Below are 20888 nucleotides of genomic sequence, written 5' to 3' on the forward strand. Positions count from 1 at the left end.
GCCTCGTATTTTAGAAGCTGAAATTGTTAACCGCTAGAACAAGCTTTGTTATTACATTATGGCGAATTGAAATAAAAATGCACGCAGAGGTAATCCGAAGGATGATTTCATGTTAAGTAGTTCTAGATATAAAGTTAGCAACACCCTGATACATCATCTCAACCTGCTCCTTTGTGTATTCGGTGTATTTACCATGCGCGGCTTTATTTCTAAGATCAAGCCATGTGGTAATAGCCTTCTGATCTAACTTGTTATAAGCTTCTGCATTAGCCAGATCAGCATTAAGTAGATCTGCTTTCTTAGGTGATAATTTGCCTCCTTTTTCGACTTCAACAGATATCTCTGCTCTATTGCATAATTGCCTAAGATGCTCCTCTAAGACACTTCCAGTCATTACTGCGGCAGGGTCTTTATACCCTTCTTGCAATAGATAATCTGCCATCTCCAAGAAGTCGGAGAATATCTCTGCCGAGACCAACCCCTTTACAGTAAACAACCATCCACCATCAATTTCTTGCTTAGCAGCTTTCAAGATGCCTATACCCGCAAGCAACTCAGTAGGATTATTCTTATTTGTCTTGGCGTCAAACTCTTTATAAAATGGATGCCTCTCTTCAAATATGGTTTTCAAGAAGGAAAGTGATGCAGACCTTAATTCATTGAACATTGATACATTTACTGACGGTAAGCCATACTGACCACCATCTTTTTGTGTCTTCATTACCTCGGCACCAAACGAGATTAATTCGTTTATTCGTCCTTTAATGTCTTCGATCTTCATACGTTAATTTAGAAAGTTAAAGTTAAAACATTAGAATAGAAATACAAGTGTAACAAGAACTCAAAACTATTAATGCTCACCGCCTGCGCACAGAGAAATTGTGTCAAAGGAAAAGTACGCAGTACGTCTTTGACTATCTCTTGACACAAGCGACTTGTGGGATATTTGACCAAATATCGTAACAGTTGTGCAGCAATTTCGATTGCGTAGGTGAACTGAAAAGTGGAATGCGATTAGTTTTATCCAGGATGAAGCTTCAGCAAATCCTAGATAAAGATAAAAAGAGCATTCACGGAGCAACCGATGCTCAATATAAAAACCATGACAAAGCGAAGCTGTGGCTGGGGTTTTTAGAGAGCAGAGCTTTGCGTAGTACCTTTTTTCGACGACTTGCTTTGTTGATCCACAGCAGGAATGATAGAACGAATAGTCCGTACTGGCACAGGTTTGATACCACCGCAAGAACTTTATAATATAACCGAATGACCAATCCATCCCTTTCACGGCTTAAGCCGCTTTTCTGTGGAAGGGATGGCTTTGGGAATGCTATTCATTATTGTAAGCTCTTAGCTCGTTTAATGTAACCATCTATATATCCAGAGACACCATGATACATGGCTTGAAAGATGTTGTCGTCAGAAATGACTTCATTGTGCTTACTTATAATATTCCGGCTAAAGGCACGAATTACATGACCAGTTGAATCTCTTAGACTGTCATTCTCCTTATCAAAATCCAATATGATAACCGGCTTCTTGGTGGATTGACTAACGAGATTCTCATAAAGATTACTAAAAGATGCCTCACTAAGCATATTCATAAAATCAACGCCTGTACCAATTCGGGCAAATACCTTAATTGGAAGTGCAGCAGCTTGAAACGTACTTCCGAGGAACGGGCCAGTAGTTGCAGCAGTAAAAGTACCATCAAGATACTTTTTACCAAAGCCTTTACGGTCTGCATAGTAATTCTTCTGTTCGCTAAAGTGAGCTTTGTTATAAGATTTTATATTGTAGATCAGGTTATTGAAGTTACGAACTCCCTGAGGGAACAAATTCTGAACACGGCTTAAATTCATTAGAGAATCTCGTTGAGTTAGTGAATTTGTTGTTCTCAACTTACCGTTAATCTCCTCCATCCTTCCGTCAGATCTGGTAGTCTCTCCAGAATGTATCCGGCCTTGCTCACCACGTGCTGTTACGGTGTCGATATATGCGCATTGATGCGTTTGGATGATAATCGATCTGCCTTGTTCCATAAATTTAATCCAAATCCCATTGAATTGTAATGAGTTTGTATTCTCACCATCCCCAGACAATAGAATGTTATGTGATTTAATATGCCACTCTTTCATAATTTTACAGGATTTAAATACAAAGCAGAAACCACCAGATATGAGTATAGCAGTATAAGAGCTATCGCATTATACAGGACTCCTTTCCAGTTCTGTTCTAAGAAGCTTCGATAAATAGGTACTCCAAGCATTGTAGTGATGAATGCGGTTATAGAAACTAATAATAGAATCTTATTATCTGATATAACATAAATTATAATAGATGCGAGCCCTAGTAAAACAATTAAGGGTATGACTATCTTATCAGATTTGTATTTCTTGTTCGTTAGCATGTGGATATCCGGTAAATGTCAATCTATTTGGCTATGTATCAAATATAAACAACGAATCAACATAACCTGTTTTATTTGAATGAATTTTATCCATTGGTTAATTATCAGTGCACTTAGCATTTCATTTCTAATAATTACACTCATTCCTTTTGTCTAAAACAGTATTGATTATCACCATAACGCCGTTCTGTTATGGCTAGACTGCTTGTGTTATTTGCACAAAATTTGCACACTCATTTGCATAATGTGGGCTTTACATCTTAATCTTTTATATACAAGAGAGTAAAACTCATATAGTAATTAAGACTTCTAAACGCCTTTAAATTGTGTTAAAAGCCACTTAAAGCATCTATTTTCACTTATTTCATTATTTAATTTGCATCCCATTCAAATTTAATTACTTTTGCCACCCCGGGGGATTAGCTCAGTTGGCTAGAGCGCTTGCCTGGCAGGCAAGAGGTCAGCGGTTCGACTCCGCTATTCTCCACAGAGAATTTCAGAGAAAAACTGAAGCTTTCTTTTTTAGCTTTATAAACCCTTCAGTGCCGCAGGGATATAGGCCAAATGATCGGGGGGATACCAGAGTGGCCAAATGGGACAGACTGTAACTCTGTTGTCGCAAGACTTCGAAGGTTCGAATCCTTCTCCCCCCACTACAAAAAAGTCTTTCAGTTAATTCTGGAAGACTTTTTTTTGCGCCTTGAATTAAATCAACTCTGGAGAAATTAAGGATCAAGTCAGAACTTTTGAAACAACTTGTACTCCAAACTGCTGCTTTAAAAATGAAATCGCCCAGGATTCCCTTTGAAAATTTACCCGTTAAACTTCCCATAATAAATATCTTTTCACCAATGTAAGCCATTCGCGTTAAAGATTATCCTGATGCGTAAAAAATGTCCGTAATTGTCCGCAGCTGTCTGCAATTGTCCGCAGTTGTCCGTGGGTTAGTTAAAGGGAAAATTACAATTTCATTAATCTTCAGCTAGTTATGGTTTGGTTATGCCTGAGTGTTGGTCGGGATGACACCAGGTTGAGAACGGGCTGTAAGCATGTCGAGTCCATGTTGTTTCAACTAGTTGTTTTCACTTGGACTTGCCATGCTCTCACGTTACTTTAGCATTGCTCTTACCCTAACGAGTACTCAGGCAATACTCGGGCAGTACCCGGTCGATATAGCTTTATGATTTAGCTATTTTGAGAGGCATAAGAGCATCCGTGACAGCAAAGACTTTCTGTTTAGCGTGTCAAAATTTATGCTTAAAAAAGAGCCTGCTCCACAACTTTATGACTTGCCCCTAAGTTATCCCTAATCTCCATTTTTTAATTAAAATAATTTGTTAAACAATGCACAGCATATCTTGTTTAACAAATATATTTTTCATTAATAAATCTTATGTCAAAACTGATTCAAATCATAGAAGACGATGAAGCTATACGCGATGTAATAGAATATATTCTGCAACAGTCAGAATTTGAGGTTACGGTTGCTGCGAATGCAAAAGAATTTAAAATCAATCTCTTTAATACCCTGCCTGATCTTATCCTGATGGATGTCAGACTTCCGGATGGAAATGGTATACAGTTGTGCCGGAAATTGAAACAAAGCCTGGATACCAGGCATATTCCGGTAATTATCATTTCTGCACATGCCAATGCGGAACAGAGCAGTAAAGAAGCATTTGCAGATGATTTTATCAGCAAGCCTTTCGATTTAGACGATTTATTAAAACGTGTTGAGAACCAATTAGCTTAGAAAGTTAAAGCAAGCCACAATGTCACCCATCCCTTTATTTAGATTACAACAAACGGGGTATGCTGGAAATATATAAAACAGGTCATCAGGAAAATGGCCCGTAATTTCCGTTCCAATCCTGATGACCTGGCACAGGCCTCTTTTACAGGCCCCTAAATAGAGAATTTATACCCGGTTATATATGGATATAAGTTCAGCCCCGGACGTTTTTCTTCAATGACCGGAATCTTCTCCTGATCATTTATTTTACCGTGGCTGCCCAGCTGTCCATTTTATTTTCAAAAACACTGAGGGGTAAAGAGCCATCTTTAAGTACCTGGTGATGGAATTCGGCAAGCTTAAATTTAGTGCCCAGTTGTTTTTCATATCTGGTGCGCAATTCACGAATCTTCATCGCTCCTATTTTATACCCTAATGCTTGTGCAGGCATCCCCATATAACGCTCAATTTCGGCTGTTGCTCCTTGTTCGTTAATAGCTTCATTTTCCATCATATATTTAATAGCCTGCTCTCTGGTCATATTTTTAGTATGTATAGCTACATCTACTACCAGGCGGATAGCACGATGCATTTCATCGCCCAATGCTCCCATATATTGATAAGGATCTGTATATAACCCTAATTCTTTACCTAAAGATTCACAATATAAAGCCCATCCTTCTACGTAAGCATTATGCATTCCAAAGCGTCTGAATTTAGGAAGTTCTGTATTTTCCTGTGTTAATGAAATCTGATAGTGATGACCAGGGATTGCTTCGTGCAGGAATAAAGACTCCATACCCGAAGTGGTATTGAATTTAGCCGCATCCAGTATAGGTACATAAAAAATACCCGGACGTTTGCCATCGGCAGATCCCTGATTGTATTCTGCACTGGCAGATGCCGCACGGAAAGCTTCTGTCTGACGAATCTCAAATGGTGTTTTAGGAACGGTAGTAAACATTGTTTTCAAGTTTGGTTCCATCCGTTTATGAATTTGATCAAAGGCAGCCAGAATTTCAGCAGGTGTATGATAAGGCATGAATTTAGGATCAGTTTTCATGTACTCAAAAAATGCTTTAAGATCACCCTTGAAACCCGTTTTATTTTTGATACTATCCATCAAAGAATGGATTCTTGCTACTTCTTTCAAACCCGTCTGATAAATTTCTTCAGGAGTTTTAGTCGTTGTAGTTTGCTGTTTCACCAGGTAAGTATACATGGCTGTACCATCCGGTAAGGAAGAGAAGCCAGAAGTAGTTCTGGATTTCGGCAGATATTCATTTTTCAGAAACTCTCCCAGCTTTTTATAAGTTGGGACAATAACAGTCATAATGGTATTGCGATAAGCTTCAGTAAGTCTTTTTTTATCTGCAGCTGCAAATTCTTTTGGCATTTGCGCAACAGGTGCATAAAATAAACTTTTTGCCGGGTCGGTAACTACCATACTCAGCATTTGAGGATACATTTTAACCACTAACGCTTTTGGCAGAACTATACCAGATGCTATTCCTTTTTTAAAATTACCAATAGCTGTATCCGCCCATACAGAAAATGCATTGACACGTTTCAACCAGTCTTCATAGTCCTTAACTGTTTTAAAAGGCTGTGCACCTGTGCCAGACCCCAATTGCCCGATAGTTAATGGCAAGGCATTCATCTGATTGAAAGGAAGATATTCGAAATGATATTTTAAACCTTCAATACCTGTTTCTAAATTATCTTTTAATACATCAAAAGATAACTTATCATTTTCATCCAGCTGGTCACGTTTATATTTGCCTAAACTATCCAGATATTGTTTATAGAAGTTTTTAGTGGTATTCAGATAAGCAACAGATCCATCATTGGGTAACTCGCCGTTATACCTGTTATCCCCTGCGTAGGTAGCAGAAACTGGATTTAATTTCAAATAATCTTCGTAATACTGATCGCATAGTTTACCAAATTGCAGATTCGCATTACTTTTTTGGTCTCCCTGTTTACAAGCCACTATAGTACCAGCAAACAGAAGAACAAAAGCTATTCTTTTCATAAATTTTGAGTTTAGAAAATAAAGCTAGTGAATATTTATCAGGTTCTATCTATTCAATCAGGGTATTAAATCTGGATTCAATATGGCTTTTAGCTTGCTTTTGAAAGTCTTCGGGAGATAACCCGGTTTGTTTTTTAAAGAACCGGCTAAAGTAAGAACGGTCTGTAAAGTTCAGGTTATAAGCAACTTCTTTAAGTGTATTTTCGCTGTGGATGATTTGCCGCTTAGCCTCCAGAATAATCCGGTCATGAATGAGCTGCATCCCTGTTTTATCCAGTTTATCTTTTAAGATCTGATTGAGGCGTTTAGCACTTAATCCTAATTTTCCGGCATAAAAGTCGGCATTCCGTTCCAGTTGATAATTCTCTTCCAGCAGCATCATAAATTCATATACTCTTTTCTGATTGACATCCTGCGTGGTAAATACATGTTCTTTAATACGGATAAGTTTCAGCAGAAAAACTTTAAGCAACGCTTTCAATATTAAAAAGCTATTGCTTTGCTCTTTGTATTCTTCTTCCAGCAATTGATAAATTTTATCCAGTTCAACAGCATTTTCCCGGGTTAAGGGCAAACAGGAGAATTCTCCCTGAATATTAAAGATTTTAAAGATGTCGAGGTAGAATTCCTTATCTTCATCATCCAGAAAGTCTCTTTTAAAAGATAACAGGATACCGTTTTTACCTGCTTTGTTCAGTTGATGCACCCGGTATGGCGGAATCAGGTAAATCCAGTCTCCTTTTGCTGGCTTTTCTTCTTCCTTAACGGCATGTAATGGAAATTCATTTTGCAGCCAGACAATTTCAAAAAAGTCTTTTCTCCCTGGATCATTCAGATAGCTTGGTGGACAATTTTCAAGGTTTCTGATATATATTAATGACTTTTCTAATCCAAGGCCGTTACTTTCTTCCATCTGGGTCAAATATATTAATAGTTAAGGATGTATTTGTGGTCGTTTCCAAATTGTCCCATACTATGCGCATATAGTGTAACGAGAGAGCTGCATGCCCCGGCTATCTTTGACCCAGACAAAAAAGAGATGGGTAGTGCAAACATAAATGAGCAGGCAGCCAGTTTAAAGGCAAACCTGGAATTGATTTTACAAGAGAACCAGAAGTTAGCGGATCAACTGGATTTTATTCAGTTAACAGCAATAATTCCTTATTTACAACAGGCAGAGCGTGTGTTTGTAATTGGCGCCGGACGCACTGGTTTAGCATTGAAAGCTGCTGCAATGCGTTTAATGCACTTTGGGTTTACAGTATTCGTAGCAGGAGAAACAACTACACCGGCAATTAAAAAGGGGGATCTTTTAATTGCAGCTTCAGGTTCAGGCACAACCAGCACTATCGTCAAGGCAGCAGAGAAAGCTATTGCTGCTGATGCAAAGGTCATTGCTTTTTCTACAACCAGCGATTCTCCTCTTGGGAGTTTAGCGACACTTTTACTGCTGCTTCCCGCAGCACAAAAACAGGATCACGGAAAAACTATTTCTGAGCAATATGCAGGCAGTTTATTTGAACAAGCTCTATTTCTGTTGATGGACGCACTTTTTCAAACAATGTGGGCTGCAGACGGTACTCCTGCCGAAGAATTATGGAAAAGACATGCCAACCTGGAATAATAAATACCTGCTTATAATCAGTTTTAAAGAAATACAAACAATAATTAAAAACAAATAACAATGGCAAAATTACAAGTCGCAATAGATTTATTAACTACGAAAGATGCTTTAGCCTTAGCTGCTAAAATTGCTCCTTATATTGATATTATTGAATTAGGTACTCCATTAATTAAAAATGAAGGTATTGCAGTAGTCACAGCAATGAAACAAGCTCACCCTGATAAATTAGTATTTGCTGATTTAAAGACAATGGATGCTGGTGAATTAGAGGCAGATATTGCTTTTAAAGCGGGTGCTGATTTAGTAACTGTATTAGGTGCTGCCGGAGATGCAACGATTGCTGGTGCAATTAAAGCAGCTAAAGCGCATGGTAAAGGTATAGTTGTAGATACAATTGGCGTCGCTGACCGTGTTAAGCGTGCACAGGAAGTCACTAAATTAGGTGCTGAATTCGTGGAATTACATGCAGGTTTAGATGAACAATGGACAGCAGGATATTCTATCCAGGTTTTAATTGACGAAGCTGCGCGTGCTGGTGTTCCTGTTTCTATCGCTGGTGGTGTAAACATAAACAATGTTACAGCTGTGATTAAAGCAGGTGCAATAGTAGCAGTTGCTGGTGCTGCAATTTATGGTGCAGAAGATCCTGCTGCTGCTGCAAAAGCTTTACGTGAAGCAATTGATGCTGCATAATTAAAATATTCCATTGCAAAAGAGCAGCTCAATATCGTTGAGCTGCTCTTTTTTTTGAACAAATAACTTTCACACAATGTTATGTAATATTTAAACCGACACAGTCCTTAATGGCTATTATGGAACACTATTTGATGACATATGGTTCAAATAATAGCCAAACATAATTAGTTATGATTAAAAGGATACACGTACTTGAAGATGACAGTGATATCAGGTATATCATTGAATATTTATTGAAGGATGAGGGTTATGAATTGCAACTTTCTTCGTCAGTTAGTGAACTAAAAAGTAAACTGAGAGACGCTCTTCCTGATCTGTTTATTATTGATGTGATGTTACCTGACGGAAATGGAATCGAGATTTGTGATGATCTTAAAAATGATATGTTTACTAAACACATTCCTGTTATCGTGATGTCTGCGAATCCAAGAAGTAAACAAATGAGTACACAGGCTTGTGCTGATGATTATATCAGTAAGCCATTTGATCTGGATGATGTGGTTAAAAGAATCAATAACTTATTAGTTAAAAAGACTGCTTAACATAGCGATGATCACCTGCCCTGATAGTTTCAAGGCAGGTACTTAAATTTTAACCTTTTAGCAGATATGCTGAAATCAGTGATGCCGTTCTGGCAGAAGCTCCGGGTTCTCCCATAATAACCGACAATTGTTTATAATCTTCCATTATTTGAGTTCTTCCCGGCCCCTCAATCAGCCTGAGCAACTCATCAGTAATATTCACAGTATTGCAATCCTCCTGAATGAGTTCAGTAACGACCTTTCTATCCATAATCAAATTGACCAGGGATATAAATCTGATCTTTACCAGCATTCTTGCAATCGCAATGGATATTGTTCCTCCTTTGTAAACCACCACCTGCGGTACATGAAATAAAGCTGTTTCTAAAGTTGCTGTACCCGAAGCAACCACAGCTGCTGTGGCTACATTCAACAAATCGTATGTCTTTCCGAAAACCAGTTTCACATTTTTAGCACCAATAAACTGCTGATAATAGACTACAGGAAATCCTGGTGCCGCCGCAACAACAAATTGCTGATCAGGAAATTGCTCAGTAACGCTAAGCATTGCTGGCAACAGCCGTTCTATTTCCTGTTTACGGCTTCCCGGAAGCAGGGCAATAATGTGATTCTCGTTTAATTGATGCTGCGCACGAAAATCCGGATCGGGTATAAAGGAGGCTTTTTCATCCAGTAAAGGGTTACCTACATAATCCACCTCCATTCCCCATCCTTTGTAAAACTCTACTTCAAATGGCAGGATGCAAAACATTTTATCGACCACCTTTTTGATCTTGAGTACCCGCTTTTGATTCCATGCCCAAACCTTTGGGGAAATATAATAACATACTTTAATCCCTTTCTCTTTTCCAAAACCGGCAATCTTTAAATTGAAGCCCGGAAAATCTATCAGAATTAAAACATCGGGCGAATAGGCCAGGATATCTTCTTTACAGGTTTTTAAATTTCTGAATATTGTTCTCAGGTTAAGCAGCACTTCTGTAAAGCCCATAAATGCCATCTCTGCATAATGTTTTGCGAGCGTCCCGCCTTCTGCTTTCATTTTATCCCCGCCGAAATATCTGAATTCAGCTTCCGGATCCTGATCCTTCAATGCCTTCATTAAATTAGCTCCATGGAGATCTCCGGAAGCTTCACCGGCTACAAGATAATATTTCATGATTGCGAGATTTTATAGAAAAAGAAAAGCATTCCCCATATAAATGTGGCTCCTAATACGCCTCTACCGGTATTTTCCTGATTCACCTTGAAAAAGTACTTCAGCAGTAAAGCATTCACAGCAATACAGCCGATCAGCAACAAGTCTGCTTTGGCCAGGTAAGCTATCTGGTGCATAATAAACCATACGATAGAAAGCAGCACTCCCGGAAGGAAAATACCGATTCCAAAACCTACCCACACATTATTTTTAATTTGCTTAATCATTAAATGTCCACGAGTTTAATATTGGGATAGCGTGATGTGCAGTTAAATCAAATTGTACAGGTACAACTGACACAAACCCGTTCTCCAGTGCCCATACATCTGTATCTTCTCCTTTATCGTTATTCTGAAATACCCCGGACAACCAATAGTAAGGACGGCCATAAGGGTCTTTACGTTCGTCAAATTCTTCTGCCCATTTTGCATTTGCCTGTCTGCAAATTTTAATCCCTTTCAGGTCTGCACCTTTAGGAAAATTGACATTCAGCAAAGTTGCCTGCGGTAAACCATGATCAAGTACCTGACGGACTATCGTTTTAACAAACTTAAGACAATGACTGAAATCAGCTTCTTCAGAGAAATCATCTAAAGAGAAACCAACCGAAGGAATACCTTCAATCGCTCCTTCCATAGCAGCTGACATCGTACCTGAATAAATAACATTAATCGAATTATTTAATCCATGGTTGATACCTGAAACACACAGATCAGGTTTTTTACCTTTAAATATTCTGTTTACTGCCAGTTTTACGCAGTCTACAGGTGTTCCTGAACATTTATACATTTCAACACCTTCATATAGATATACCCTGTCAAAACGCAAAGGTTTTCCTATGGTAATTGCGTGCCCCATTCCGGACTGCGGTCCATCTGGTGCAACCACTACAACATTACCGAATTCCTTTACGGCTTCAATCAGATTCCTGATACCTGGTGCAGTAACACCATCATCATTTACTACTAAAATATTGGGCCTGGATTGCTCTTTCTTCATGGGGGTAAAAGTACAAGATTATAGGATATATATAACTAGTTTCTCATATTTCAAAAGTATATTTGGCCATAACTTATTAAACATGAAAAAAAAATTATTACTCTTATCCTGCTTTATCCTTGCTGGATCGTCCTTAATGGCGCAGGTGGGATATGAGTGGAAAACGGCATCCTCTGGTGGATATACTTATAAGTATGTTACCAATGATCCCACAAAATCCCGTTTCTATACCTTACAAAATGGGCTTACAGTAATTCTTTCTGAAAATGCAAAAGAACCCAGCATCGAGTTTCGTATGGCTGTAAGAGCTGGCAGCAATAACGACCCGAATACTTCCACTGGACTGGCACACTACCTGGAGCATCTTTTATTTAAAGGAACCGACCGCTTTGGTACGCTGGATTATGCTAAAGAAAAACCTTTACTGGATAAAATAGAAGGATTATATGAAAAATATCATGCAACAACTGATCCTGCTAAACGAAAAGAAATCTATGCCCAGATAGATAAAACTTCCAATGAGGCTTCTAATTACTCTATTGCCAATGAGTATGATAAAATGATGAAATCTATCGGTGGGCAATCAACCAATGCACACACCTGGTATGAGGAAACTGTTTACAATGAGGATTTGCCTTCCAATGCAACAGATAAATTCCTGGCCTTACAGGCTGAACGTTTCCGCAACCCGGTATTCCGTATTTTCCACACAGAACTGGAAGCTGTTTATGAGGAGAAAAACCGCGGACTTGACGATGATTCCTGGAAAATCAGTGAGAAGATGAATGATTTGTTGTACCCTACACATAACTATGGACAGCAAACTACCATTGGAACAATTGAACATCTAAAGAATCCTTCTCTGGTAGAAATCCGCAAGTATTATAACAAATATTATGTTCCTAATAATATGGCTGTTATTCTTTCTGGCGATTTTAAGGCCGATGAGATGATTAAAAAGGTAGATCAGTCTTTCTCTTATATGAAAGCAAAACCTCTTGAATTATACAATCCTGCTGCTGAAAAACCATTAACCAAAATTCAGGTAACCGATATCAATGGTCCAAGTGCCGAAGCGGTTAGAATCGGTTACAGAGGGTTTGCAGAAAATACAAAGGAGAGTATGATGCTTGATTTAATTTCCAGCATTCTTGCCAATGGTAAAGCTGGTTTAATGGATATTAATTTAAACAAACAACAGAAAGTATTAAATGCAGGTGCGGGTTATCAGCAGATGAAAGATTATGGTACTTTCCTTTTAGTTGCCCAACCTAAACAAGGCCAGTCACTGGACCAGGCCAAACAATTATTATTAGATCAGGTTACTTTATTAAAAAAAGGTGATTTTGACGAGAGCCTGATCAAAGCAACAGTTGCCAATAGTAAATTAAGCTTATTAGAGTCATTTGATAAGAATGATTTCCGTGTAGAAGCGGCCACCACTGAGTTTATCTTAAACCGTGCAACGAAATGGGACAAATCATTGAGAAATCCTGATGATATGGCCAAAATCAGCAAGAAAGAATTGGTTGATTTTGCAAACAAGTTCTTTAAGGATAATTATGTGGTTATTTTGAAACATAAAGGAGAGGACAAAAGTACTCAAAAGGTAGATAAACCGGCAATCACTCCGGTTAAAACGAACACGAATGAGACTTCTGCTTTCACTAAAAACTTACTGGCTACACCTTCAAAACCGATTGAGGCGAGATTCCTCGATTATCAGAAAGATCTGAACTTCAGTAAAGCTGGCATCGCCAATGTGGTGACTGTTCAAAATAAAGAAAACAGCATTTTCAATTTGACATATCGTTTTGATATGGGGTCCTGGAATTCTAAATTATTACCTTATGCAGCAAAATATCTTGCTTTTTTAAGCACCGATAAATATACTGCAGAAGAAATCAGCAAGCAGTTCTATAACATTGCCTGTAATTATTCATTCTCTGTAAAAAATGATGTAACGACGATTGAAATCAGTGGTCTTCAGGAGAATTTTGATCAGGCTATAAATTTAGTGGAACATGTGTTCGCTAATTGCAAAGCAAATGAAGAAGCCCTGAAAGAGATGAAAACCAGTATCCTTAAAGCAAGGGAAAATACAAAACTGAACAAGTCTGCTATTCTTTCCGGTTTAATGAGCTATGCGCAATATGGTTCATTAAACCCTACTAATTTTGTTTTATCCAATACAGAAGTACAACAACTGACTTCTGCACAATTACTGGATATTTTACATCATATCAATGAAACCAAACATTCCATAAACTATTATGGTCCGGAAACCATTGATGTATTCACTAAAAACATTGAAAAAGTGCATGCTTTGCCAAAAGTATTTACTGAAACAGTACCTGCCCAGCAGTTTGTTTATACCGATAATAAAGACAACCAGGTTTATTTTGCAAACTATGATATGGTACAGTCCGAAATTCGATGGATAAGAAACAGTGGAATCTACAATCCTTCAGAGGCAGCTAAAATCAATCTGTTTAACAGCTATTTTGGAGGTGGTATGGGTTCTATCGTTTTCCAGACCATCAGAGAGTCTAAAGCTTTAGCTTATTCCACTTATGCCTATTATTCTTCTCCTGATAAAAAAGAAAAAGATAATTCAATGATTGCTTATGTAGGCAGCCAGGCAGATAAAATGAACGACGCTGTCGGTGCTATGAATGAATTATTGAACGTATTGCCTGAATCTGAGAAAAACTTTCAGTCTTCAAGATCCAATACTTTAAATTCTTTAGAAACTTCAAGGATCACTAAAAATGCAATTATCGGTCATTATTATGCAGACCAGAGATTAGGACTTGATCATGATTCAAGAATTGATGAGTACAAAGGCTTACAGCCTTTAACCTTTGCAGATATTAAAGCTTTTCATACCAGTCAGGTAGCCAATAAACCATATAACTATTGTATTGTTGCTTCTGATAAAAAAGTAAAAACACAGGATATGGAGAAATTCGGAAAGCTGAATACGATTACATTAGAACAAATATTCGGCTATTAAGTTAAATTTAATATTTTATTCAAAAGGAGATGTTTTTAGCATCTCCTTTTTTTTAGCTATTTTTTTAGACATAAACACCTGTCTTACAACAGATATAAATAAAAAAAATGAAAAAAAAATTGTAAGTGTAAAAAAAATTTCTTTACATTAGTTAACACAAACTAAATGAATAAATTTAAAATAATAATCAGACAACTATTCTACTGAAAAACTATCAGATTTACGTTTATTAACTATTATTTTCAACCAACAACTTAAAACAAACAAAACTATGAAAAAACTAGCTTTACTTTCACTAGTGCTTATTGCAGGCACTTTCACCGCTTTTACTGTTAAAGCCAATCAATCAAAATTAGCAGCTTTCTGCCATTGTGAGCCGGATATTAAATGCAATTCGACTGGGGCATGGGGTATTAAAACTCAAATCTGTCCTTAATTCAAAAACAGGAAATACTTATCGTAAATTTTAATGCGCTCTAAATTTTAAAACAAAAAGGCCGCGCGAGCGGCCTTCTTTTTTATGAAAAAAAACCTGCTTATACTTTCTGCACTTTTTTGCAGTGCTATCCTGATTATGTATATTTTAATCAGGTATGCTGAACCAGACAGAATTTATGCGAATTTCACCAGAGACTATCATAAATTTAAATTGCTCCCTATTGATACTATTCTTTTTCCTGGCAGGGTAAGCATCATGAAGGCCGGTCAGGGTAATATCTATGGTTATGTATATAACCAAAACAGCATATTCCGCTATAATTCTTTCAGTCATCAAACTGATACCTTTTTTGCTAAAAAAAACCTGCCGGTAAATATTGTCACCAGACTGGAAATTGACACAATTACTAATAAATTTTATATTTTTGATGATACAGGCAATAAGGTAATTACCTACCAGCCGGATAAAAATAAAATTGACAGTATTCTTTTTCGAAAAAATACTAAAGGAGTGTCCGGGGGCAGTTTAGAAAACAACTTTTTTCTTTCTTCTGACTATGATACTACAAAAAAAATCTTGCAGTTAAAACTCAGAAATTTCTCATTTCCAGGTAAAGACTCTGTACTTCATCAATTTCCTTTCTTCGAAGACGGCGGACTTTCAGCAGACGGATTTTTTGTCAGGAACCTTCATTCTCATGAACATTTTTACATCCCGTTTTATAATGGGGAAATTATCAAATATGATGATCAGCTTAATAAAACGTCTTTATTTCATACCATTGATCAAACAAAATCCGGCAACATTACAGTAAAGACCGGAAAAATATATACGCGTTCAAGTAAATCTATTGTAATTAATTCTACAGCTGCTGTTGATGACAGATATCTTTATATACTATCTTACGTACTGACACAAGATGCAGCAGCCAGTGGATACCGGGGCCCCGCAATAGATGTATACCATACAAAAACAGGAAATTATGAAGGTAGCTTCAGGCTGCCTGGTTTCGAAAACAGACCTGTCATACAACTGGCCCGCTATGCTGACAAACTGATAGCAGTATATGAGAATAACATCTTAATTTTCAAGCTCAATATTTATGAAAAGTAATTATATCCAAACTGCCGTAGTTATACTTTTATCTATACTTTTTATTTATGCAGGGATTTTCAAGGCTATGGATTATCAGTTATTTCTTTCAGACCTCAGCAAATCACCTTTACTGGTAAAATACGATAAAACCTTATTGGCGCCTGCAGTACTCGGCACTGAATTCCTGATCGTAGTTTTACTGAGCTTTACTTTAACAAGGAAAGCCGGACTATTTCTTTCTTTTTTTGTCATGCTCCTGTTTACCTTATATTTAAGTACACTTTACTTTCTTTATACAAATATCCCTTGTTCATGCGGAGGTATACTAGGTAAAATGTCCTATCCAACACATATTATTTTTAATGCTGTATTTACAGTAATGTCAGCTGCCGCCATACTGGTGGGTGTTAAAAAGCCAGTTATTCTAAAATAAAAAAGAGAGGCCTTTTCAGACTTCTCTTTTTTATTTTTATCAGGTTGAATTATCGTTTCGATAAGGAACAGATGAAAATGAAAAATTATTTGCAGAAGCAGGGCCTTAAAGCTATTTATTCCAAATAGCTCCGTTAATAAACAGAAAATCCGGAGCGGCTGTTTTGTTTATAACTTCATATAAAAATTTAACTTAAAGGAAGTATATTTAATGACGAGATATTCAGTATTTAAATTTATCCAAAAGTTCTATGTTAGTAACAGACACAAATATAAGTAACCTGCCATGGAGCAGGAGCTTAAAGATCCAGTCCATTATCAGAATTAATCGCCGGAGCCGGACGATAATCCCTGAAATCAAACTTTCAGGCCGATGGCTCAGTGAAGCAGGCTTCACTCCAGATCAAAGAGTAAACATTACGATAGTCAATAATGCATTGGTTATTGACTTGGCAAAATAGAAAAAGGCTCCTCAAAATAGTTTGAGGAGCCTTTTCTTAATTAACATATTAATCTATAAAGATTTTAACCAGGTGATCACTTCATCACGGGTTTTACCTGTTTTTTGCTGCAATTTACCGTAAAGCTCATCTTCTTTTCCTTCTTCGTGTTTCAAATCATCCTCAGTAAGATCTCCATAAGCTTGCTTTACTTTACCTTTCAACTCATTCCATTTTCCTTTTAACTCTAAACTGTCCATAGTATCTCTGTTTTAAATTAATGATCGTTTTGATAAGGAACAGTTAAAGCTTAAAAATTGTTTTAAAGGGCATGAATCTTTATAATTGCTGTGCAGAGACAATGATTTCTTCTACAACTCCCGGATCTAATAACGTACTGGTATCACCAAGATTAGTAATTTCACCTTCAGCAATCTTACGAAGTATTCTGCGCATAATTTTTCCTGAGCGCGTTTTCGGTAACCCACTTACAAATAAAATCTTATCTGGTTTCGCAATAGCTCCAATTACACGGGTTACTGTTTGCAGAATATCTTTTTTGGTTAATTCAGGTTCATCATGCAGGTTCGGAAAAATCACGAAAGCATATATCCCCTGCCCTTTTACTTCGTGAGGGTATCCAACAACAGCACTCTCTACTACTCCAGCATGCATATTAATTGCATTCTCCACTTCGGCAGTACCAATCCTATGCCCTGAAACGTTGATGACATCATCTACCCTTCCGGTAATTTTATAATAACCATCTTCATCGCGCATACAGCCATCACCTGTGAAATAAAGGTTTGGATAAGTAGAGAAATAAGTCTGTTTACATCTTTCATGATCGCCATAAGTAGTACGTAATATACCCGGCCAGGGGAATTTAATACAAAGGTTACCATTCACGCCGTTTCCTTCAATCTCTTTTCCATTCTCATCAACCAGCAACGGCTGAATCCCCGGTAAAGGTAAAGTTGCACAAGCAGGCTTTAAAGGTGTTACAAAAGCAATCGGGGAAATCATTAATCCGCCAGTTTCTGTTTGCCACCAGGTATCCACGATAGGACAATTTTGATGACCAACCTCTTCATCAAACCAGTGCCATGCTTCTTCATTGATTGGTTCTCCTACTGATCCTAACACACGCAGACTGCTCATATCTATTCCTTTTAAAGGTTCTGTACCAAAGCTCATCAATGAGCGGATTGCGGTTGGAGCGGTATAAAGGATATTAACTTTATGTTTTTCTACGACTTCCCATAACCTTGATGGTGTAGGATAGGTAGGAATCCCTTCAAAGATCAGCGTCGTTGCTCCCTGGGAAAGCGGGCCATAAACAATATAAGAGTGCCCGGTAATCCATCCGATATCGGCAGTACAGAAAAATACTTCGTCTGGCTGGTAATTAAATACATTGGAAAAAGTATAACCCGCGTAAACCATATAACCACCTACAGTATGTACTACACCTTTTGGCTTTCCGGTAGAACCAGAAGTATATAAGATAAACAACAGGTCTTCTGCATCCATTTCTTCAGCAGCACAGATGGTATCTACCAGTTTAATCTCATCTTCAAACCATAAATCGCGGCCCTTTAACATAGATACAGGTGTACGTGTGTGGGTAAGCACGATCACTTTCTCTACTGTCGGACATCCGATCAGCGCATCATCAATGACTTCTTTCAGCTGGATTTGTTTATTTCCACGGAAAGATCCATCGGCAGTAATCACCAGTTTACAAGCTGAGTCGTTGATTCTGTCTGCAATTGATTTGGCAGAGAATCCACCGAATATAACAGAGTGGACTGCTCCGATACGTGCACAGGCCAGCACTGCAATTGCCAGTTCTGGCACCATTGGCATATAAATACAAATACGGTCACCTTTTTTTACACCATTTTTCTTTAGCACATTAGCAAACCGGCATACTTGTTCATGCAGAATTTTATAGGTCAGTGTCACACTTGGTTTTTCAGGATCATTCGATTCCCAGATAATTGCAGGTTTGTCACCACTTTTCTCCAGGTGACGGTCAAGGCAGTTTTCAGTAATATTCAACTTCGCACCTTCAAACCATTTGATCTGCGGGTCTGTAAAATTCCAGGATAAAACTTTATCCCATTTTTTTTTCCATAGAAATTGATCTGCTATACCAGCCCAGAATTCTTCTGGATGCTCGACACTGAACTTATAGGTTTTCTCGTACTCGGCTAAAGATTCGATTTGCATCATATATTTGGTGATAATTTTAGGCTAATATAAATTATTTGAAAGGTACTTAAAAGATTATTACAGCAAAATATTGCGGTCATTTCACTATAATACAGCATAATAACGCACTGAATCGTTTAAGATTCGTATTTTTAGGGTATTTATGTATCTTTGCCGCAAGAGCAATAAGAGGCAATCCATAAAATTTGAAAAATAATCACATGGACTCTTGATCGTTACAAATATTTTCGTGATATTTGCACACTCTTAAAAAATTAAGCGAAGAACAATTTAACAATATATATTAAAGGCATGTCTAGAGTTTGTGATTTAACCGGAAAAAAGGCTATGAGTGGTTTTAATGTTTCTCACTCAAACGTTAAAACTAAACGTAAGTTTTATCCCAACTTACAACTTCAGAAATTTTATATTCCTGATGAAGACCGTTGGATAACACTGAAAGTTTCTACTTCAGCTATCAAAACCATCAATAAAATTGGTATTACTGAAGCTATTAACCGTTTCGTAAAAAAAGGATTTTTGTAAAAACATTGTTGATGTGAATCAACTAAATTATTAATAAAATGGCAAAAAAAGGTAACAGAGTACAAGTTATTCTAGAATGTACAGAGCATAAAACTAGCGGCATGCCTGGTATGTCTAGATATATCTCTACAAAAAACCGTAAAAATACTACTGAGAGATTAGAATTGAAAAAATTCAATCCGGTATTGAAGAAAGTAACTGTACACAAAGAAATTAAGTAATACATTTCCAATCTATTTAGATCATGGCAAAAAAGGTAGTTGCAACCCTTAAAACGGGTAAAGGTAAAGAATATTCAAAAGTTATTACGATGACTAAATCACCAAAATCTGGTGCTTATTCTTTCAAAGAAGTTATCGTTCATAACGATCACGTTAAAGATGCTATTGCTGGACAAGGCAAGTAATTTTAATATTTAATGATATTAAAGCCGTCCCTATATTTATGGGAGGGCTTTTTTTGTTTTCATCTACATTTCTATGGGACTATTCGATTTTTTCAAGAAAAAGGAAACTGCTCCTGAAGCTCAGGAAGTATTAAACAAAGGTTTAGAGAAAACTAAAAACGGATTCCTTAACAAAATCACGAAAGCTGTTGCCGGAAAGTCAACAGTTGATGATGATGTATTGGATAATCTGGAGGAAGTGCTGGTTACTTCGGATGTCGGTGTAACTACTACACTGAAAATCATTGAAAGAATTCAGGACAGAGTGGCAAAAGACAAATATTTGTCCACTTCAGAATTGAATCTGATCCTCCGTGATGAAATCCAGCTTTTACTGGCTGAAAATAACAGCAATGATTTCCGTAATTTTGAGTACGGTGACCATAAACCTTATGTAATCATGGTAGTTGGTGTGAATGGTGTAGGTAAAACAACCACCATTGGCAAGCTTGCACATAAACTTAAAGCCGAAGGGTTGAAAGTAGTATTGGGCGCAGCAGATACTTTCAGGGCAGCAGCTGTTGAACAGATTAAATTATGGGGTGAACGCATTGATGTAAGAGTAGTTGCCCAGGCAATGGGTTCTGATCCTGCTTCTGTTGCATTTGACACTATACAATCTGCCGTTGCTAACGGAGAAGACGTAGTTATCATTGACACAGCCGGAAGATTGCATAATAAAATCGGGCTGATGAACGAGCTTGGCAAAATCAAAAAAGTGATGGAGAAGGTAATTCCTGATGCACCACATGAGATTTTACTGGTACTCGATGGATCAACCGGACAAAATGCATTTGAGCAATGTAAACAATTTACAGAGGCTACAGATGTAAATGCACTGGCAATTACTAAACTGGACGGCACTGCCAAAGGTGGTGTAGTGATTGGTATTTCTGATCAGTTTAAAATCCCGGTTAAATACATCGGGGTTGGTGAAGGGGTGAATGACCTTCAATTATTTGATAAAAAAGCTTTTGTTGACGGCCTGTTTAAATAAGCCTTCTTTTTAAAAGCAAATATATATA

Annotated in this window: 22 protein-coding genes and 2 tRNA genes; 15 read left to right on the forward strand and 9 right to left on the reverse strand. The window is 37.4% G+C overall.

Annotation, left to right across the window (positions count from 1 at the left end; genetic code table 11):
- Positions 1-112: 112 nt before the first annotated feature.
- Together AB3G38_RS13305 and AB3G38_RS13310 are read right to left on the reverse strand one after the other, a co-directional pair.
- Positions 113-781 carry a hypothetical protein gene (locus AB3G38_RS13305; protein WP_367864389.1) on the reverse strand — a complete coding sequence of 223 codons (669 nt, stop codon included), beginning with the start codon at positions 779-781 and terminating at the stop codon, positions 113-115.
- Between the two features lie 553 nt (positions 782-1334).
- Positions 1335-1859: a hypothetical protein gene (locus AB3G38_RS13310; RefSeq protein ID WP_367864390.1), complete on the reverse strand. Its 525-nt coding sequence runs from the start codon at positions 1857-1859 to the stop codon at positions 1335-1337.
- A gap of 961 nt (positions 1860-2820) precedes the next feature.
- Between AB3G38_RS13310 and AB3G38_RS13315 the strand changes: the two genes are divergently transcribed.
- From AB3G38_RS13315 to AB3G38_RS13325, 3 genes are all read left to right on the forward strand, one after another.
- Positions 2821-2894, forward strand: a tRNA-Ala gene (locus AB3G38_RS13315).
- A gap of 83 nt (positions 2895-2977) precedes the next feature.
- Positions 2978-3060, forward strand: a tRNA-Tyr gene (locus AB3G38_RS13320).
- 740 nt (positions 3061-3800) lie between these two features.
- On the forward strand, positions 3801-4160 hold the full coding sequence (locus AB3G38_RS13325; RefSeq protein ID WP_367864391.1) for a PleD family two-component system response regulator: 360 nt from the start codon (positions 3801-3803) through the stop codon (positions 4158-4160).
- 241 nt (positions 4161-4401) lie between these two features.
- On the opposite strand, the gene AB3G38_RS13330 is transcribed toward AB3G38_RS13325, so the two are convergent.
- Both AB3G38_RS13330 and AB3G38_RS13335 read right to left on the reverse strand, forming a co-directional pair.
- Positions 4402-6174 (reverse strand): DUF885 family protein, encoded by a 1773-nt coding sequence (locus AB3G38_RS13330; RefSeq protein WP_367864392.1) that lies wholly within the window; start codon positions 6172-6174, stop codon positions 4402-4404.
- Between the two features lie 49 nt (positions 6175-6223).
- Complete coding sequence (locus tag AB3G38_RS13335; protein ID WP_367864393.1) at positions 6224-7087, reverse strand: helix-turn-helix domain-containing protein; 864 nt, start codon at positions 7085-7087, stop codon at positions 6224-6226.
- Positions 7088-7213: 126 nt separating this feature from the next.
- On the opposite strand from AB3G38_RS13335, the gene hxlB reads away from it, so the two are divergent.
- From hxlB to AB3G38_RS13350, 3 genes are all read left to right on the forward strand, one after another.
- A complete protein-coding gene (gene hxlB / locus AB3G38_RS13340; RefSeq protein ID WP_367864394.1) occupies positions 7214-7798 on the forward strand; it encodes a 6-phospho-3-hexuloisomerase in 585 nt (194 codons plus the stop codon).
- A gap of 60 nt (positions 7799-7858) precedes the next feature.
- A complete protein-coding gene (gene hxlA, locus AB3G38_RS13345) occupies positions 7859-8491 on the forward strand; it encodes a 3-hexulose-6-phosphate synthase (RefSeq protein ID WP_367864395.1) in 633 nt (210 codons plus the stop codon).
- Between the two features lie 173 nt (positions 8492-8664).
- Positions 8665-9036, forward strand: a complete 372-nt coding sequence (locus tag AB3G38_RS13350) for a response regulator transcription factor (RefSeq protein ID WP_367864396.1) — start codon at positions 8665-8667, stop codon at positions 9034-9036.
- 49 nt (positions 9037-9085) lie between these two features.
- Here AB3G38_RS13350 and lpxB read toward each other — a convergent pair whose 3' ends face one another.
- The 3 genes from lpxB to surE are packed head-to-tail and all read right to left on the reverse strand — an operon-like array spanning position 9086 to position 11233.
- Positions 9086-10195 (reverse strand): lipid-A-disaccharide synthase, encoded by a 1110-nt coding sequence (gene lpxB / locus AB3G38_RS13355; RefSeq protein ID WP_367864397.1) that lies wholly within the window; start codon positions 10193-10195, stop codon positions 9086-9088.
- On the reverse strand, positions 10192-10461 hold the full coding sequence (locus tag AB3G38_RS13360; protein WP_367864398.1) for a stationary phase survival protein SurE: 270 nt from the start codon (positions 10459-10461) through the stop codon (positions 10192-10194). Before AB3G38_RS13360 ends, lpxB begins: the two co-directional genes overlap by 4 nt.
- Positions 10454-11233 (reverse strand): 5'/3'-nucleotidase SurE, encoded by a 780-nt coding sequence (gene surE, locus AB3G38_RS13365; protein WP_367864399.1) that lies wholly within the window; start codon positions 11231-11233, stop codon positions 10454-10456. Before surE ends, AB3G38_RS13360 begins: the two co-directional genes overlap by 8 nt.
- A gap of 82 nt (positions 11234-11315) precedes the next feature.
- Here surE and AB3G38_RS13370 point away from each other — a divergent pair, with 82 nt between their 5' ends.
- The 5 genes from AB3G38_RS13370 (at position 11316) to AB3G38_RS13390 (ending at position 16676) form a co-directional block, all read left to right on the forward strand.
- On the forward strand, positions 11316-14249 hold the full coding sequence (locus AB3G38_RS13370) for a M16 family metallopeptidase (RefSeq protein WP_367864400.1): 2934 nt from the start codon (positions 11316-11318) through the stop codon (positions 14247-14249).
- Between the two features lie 271 nt (positions 14250-14520).
- Positions 14521-14685: a hypothetical protein gene (locus tag AB3G38_RS13375; RefSeq protein ID WP_367864401.1), complete on the forward strand. Its 165-nt coding sequence runs from the start codon at positions 14521-14523 to the stop codon at positions 14683-14685.
- An 84-nt stretch (positions 14686-14769) separates the two neighbouring features.
- Complete coding sequence (locus AB3G38_RS13380; RefSeq protein WP_367864402.1) at positions 14770-15801, forward strand: hypothetical protein; 1032 nt, start codon at positions 14770-14772, stop codon at positions 15799-15801.
- The gene (locus AB3G38_RS13385) at positions 15791-16216 is read left to right on the forward strand and encodes a MauE/DoxX family redox-associated membrane protein (protein WP_367864403.1); all 426 of its coding nucleotides are present in this window, start codon (positions 15791-15793) and stop codon (positions 16214-16216) included. Before AB3G38_RS13380 ends, AB3G38_RS13385 begins: the two co-directional genes overlap by 11 nt.
- A 250-nt stretch (positions 16217-16466) precedes the next feature.
- Positions 16467-16676: a SymE family type I addiction module toxin gene (locus AB3G38_RS13390; protein WP_367864404.1), complete on the forward strand. Its 210-nt coding sequence runs from the start codon at positions 16467-16469 to the stop codon at positions 16674-16676.
- A 53-nt stretch (positions 16677-16729) separates the two neighbouring features.
- On the opposite strand, the gene AB3G38_RS13395 is transcribed toward AB3G38_RS13390, so the two are convergent.
- Together AB3G38_RS13395 and acs are read right to left on the reverse strand one after the other, a co-directional pair.
- On the reverse strand, positions 16730-16915 hold the full coding sequence (locus AB3G38_RS13395) for a CsbD family protein (protein WP_367864405.1): 186 nt from the start codon (positions 16913-16915) through the stop codon (positions 16730-16732).
- A 79-nt stretch (positions 16916-16994) separates the two neighbouring features.
- Positions 16995-18890, reverse strand: coding sequence for an acetate--CoA ligase (acs, locus tag AB3G38_RS13400; RefSeq protein WP_367868765.1), 1896 nt, complete (start codon positions 18888-18890; stop codon positions 16995-16997).
- 294 nt (positions 18891-19184) lie between these two features.
- Here acs and rpmB point away from each other — a divergent pair, with 294 nt between their 5' ends.
- From rpmB to ftsY, 4 genes are all read left to right on the forward strand, one after another.
- Positions 19185-19418 carry a 50S ribosomal protein L28 gene (gene rpmB, locus AB3G38_RS13405; RefSeq protein ID WP_037437638.1) on the forward strand — a complete coding sequence of 78 codons (234 nt, stop codon included), beginning with the start codon at positions 19185-19187 and terminating at the stop codon, positions 19416-19418.
- Between the two features lie 38 nt (positions 19419-19456).
- Positions 19457-19639 (forward strand): 50S ribosomal protein L33, encoded by a 183-nt coding sequence (gene rpmG / locus AB3G38_RS13410; protein WP_008242799.1) that lies wholly within the window; start codon positions 19457-19459, stop codon positions 19637-19639.
- Between the two features lie 23 nt (positions 19640-19662).
- Positions 19663-19824, forward strand: a complete 162-nt coding sequence (locus tag AB3G38_RS13415) for a DUF4295 domain-containing protein (protein WP_082036098.1) — start codon at positions 19663-19665, stop codon at positions 19822-19824.
- A gap of 73 nt (positions 19825-19897) precedes the next feature.
- On the forward strand, positions 19898-20860 hold the full coding sequence (ftsY, locus tag AB3G38_RS13420) for a signal recognition particle-docking protein FtsY (RefSeq protein ID WP_367864406.1): 963 nt from the start codon (positions 19898-19900) through the stop codon (positions 20858-20860).
- Positions 20861-20888 lie beyond the last annotated feature (28 nt).

The organism is Pedobacter sp. WC2423 (assembly GCF_040822065.1).
Classification (GTDB): domain Bacteria; phylum Bacteroidota; class Bacteroidia; order Sphingobacteriales; family Sphingobacteriaceae; genus Pedobacter.

Excerpts from the sequence above, each read along its gene's own strand:
- AB3G38_RS13310 (WP_367864390.1), bottom strand. The coding sequence starts at position 1,859 with ATGAATTTAAGCCGTGTTCAGAATTTGTTCCCTCAGGGAGTTCGTAAC.
- AB3G38_RS13415 (WP_082036098.1), top strand. The coding sequence starts at position 19,663 with ATGGCAAAAAAGGTAGTTGCAACCCTTAAAACGGGTAAAGGTAAAGAA.
- rpmB (WP_037437638.1), top strand. The coding sequence starts at position 19,185 with ATGTCTAGAGTTTGTGATTTAACCGGAAAAAAGGCTATGAGTGGTTTT.
- hxlB (WP_367864394.1), top strand. The coding sequence starts at position 7,214 with ATGGGTAGTGCAAACATAAATGAGCAGGCAGCCAGTTTAAAGGCAAAC.
- AB3G38_RS13305 (WP_367864389.1), bottom strand. The coding sequence starts at position 781 with ATGAAGATCGAAGACATTAAAGGACGAATAAACGAATTAATCTCGTTT.
- ftsY (WP_367864406.1), top strand. The coding sequence starts at position 19,898 with ATGGGACTATTCGATTTTTTCAAGAAAAAGGAAACTGCTCCTGAAGCT.
- AB3G38_RS13330 (WP_367864392.1), bottom strand. The coding sequence starts at position 6,174 with ATGAAAAGAATAGCTTTTGTTCTTCTGTTTGCTGGTACTATAGTGGCT.
- rpmG (WP_008242799.1), top strand. The coding sequence starts at position 19,457 with ATGGCAAAAAAAGGTAACAGAGTACAAGTTATTCTAGAATGTACAGAG.
- AB3G38_RS13350 (WP_367864396.1), top strand. The coding sequence starts at position 8,665 with ATGATTAAAAGGATACACGTACTTGAAGATGACAGTGATATCAGGTAT.
- surE (WP_367864399.1), bottom strand. The coding sequence starts at position 11,233 with ATGAAGAAAGAGCAATCCAGGCCCAATATTTTAGTAGTAAATGATGAT.
- AB3G38_RS13325 (WP_367864391.1), top strand. The coding sequence starts at position 3,801 with ATGTCAAAACTGATTCAAATCATAGAAGACGATGAAGCTATACGCGAT.
- AB3G38_RS13385 (WP_367864403.1), top strand. The coding sequence starts at position 15,791 with ATGAAAAGTAATTATATCCAAACTGCCGTAGTTATACTTTTATCTATA.
- hxlA (WP_367864395.1), top strand. The coding sequence starts at position 7,859 with ATGGCAAAATTACAAGTCGCAATAGATTTATTAACTACGAAAGATGCT.
- AB3G38_RS13370 (WP_367864400.1), top strand. The coding sequence starts at position 11,316 with ATGAAAAAAAAATTATTACTCTTATCCTGCTTTATCCTTGCTGGATCG.
- AB3G38_RS13360 (WP_367864398.1), bottom strand. The coding sequence starts at position 10,461 with ATGATTAAGCAAATTAAAAATAATGTGTGGGTAGGTTTTGGAATCGGT.
- AB3G38_RS13335 (WP_367864393.1), bottom strand. The coding sequence starts at position 7,087 with ATGGAAGAAAGTAACGGCCTTGGATTAGAAAAGTCATTAATATATATC.
- AB3G38_RS13375 (WP_367864401.1), top strand. The coding sequence starts at position 14,521 with ATGAAAAAACTAGCTTTACTTTCACTAGTGCTTATTGCAGGCACTTTC.
- acs (WP_367868765.1), bottom strand. The coding sequence starts at position 18,890 with ATGCAAATCGAATCTTTAGCCGAGTACGAGAAAACCTATAAGTTCAGT.
- AB3G38_RS13380 (WP_367864402.1), top strand. The coding sequence starts at position 14,770 with ATGAAAAAAAACCTGCTTATACTTTCTGCACTTTTTTGCAGTGCTATC.
- AB3G38_RS13395 (WP_367864405.1), bottom strand. The coding sequence starts at position 16,915 with ATGGACAGTTTAGAGTTAAAAGGAAAATGGAATGAGTTGAAAGGTAAA.
- AB3G38_RS13390 (WP_367864404.1), top strand. The coding sequence starts at position 16,467 with ATGTTAGTAACAGACACAAATATAAGTAACCTGCCATGGAGCAGGAGC.
- lpxB (WP_367864397.1), bottom strand. The coding sequence starts at position 10,195 with ATGAAATATTATCTTGTAGCCGGTGAAGCTTCCGGAGATCTCCATGGA.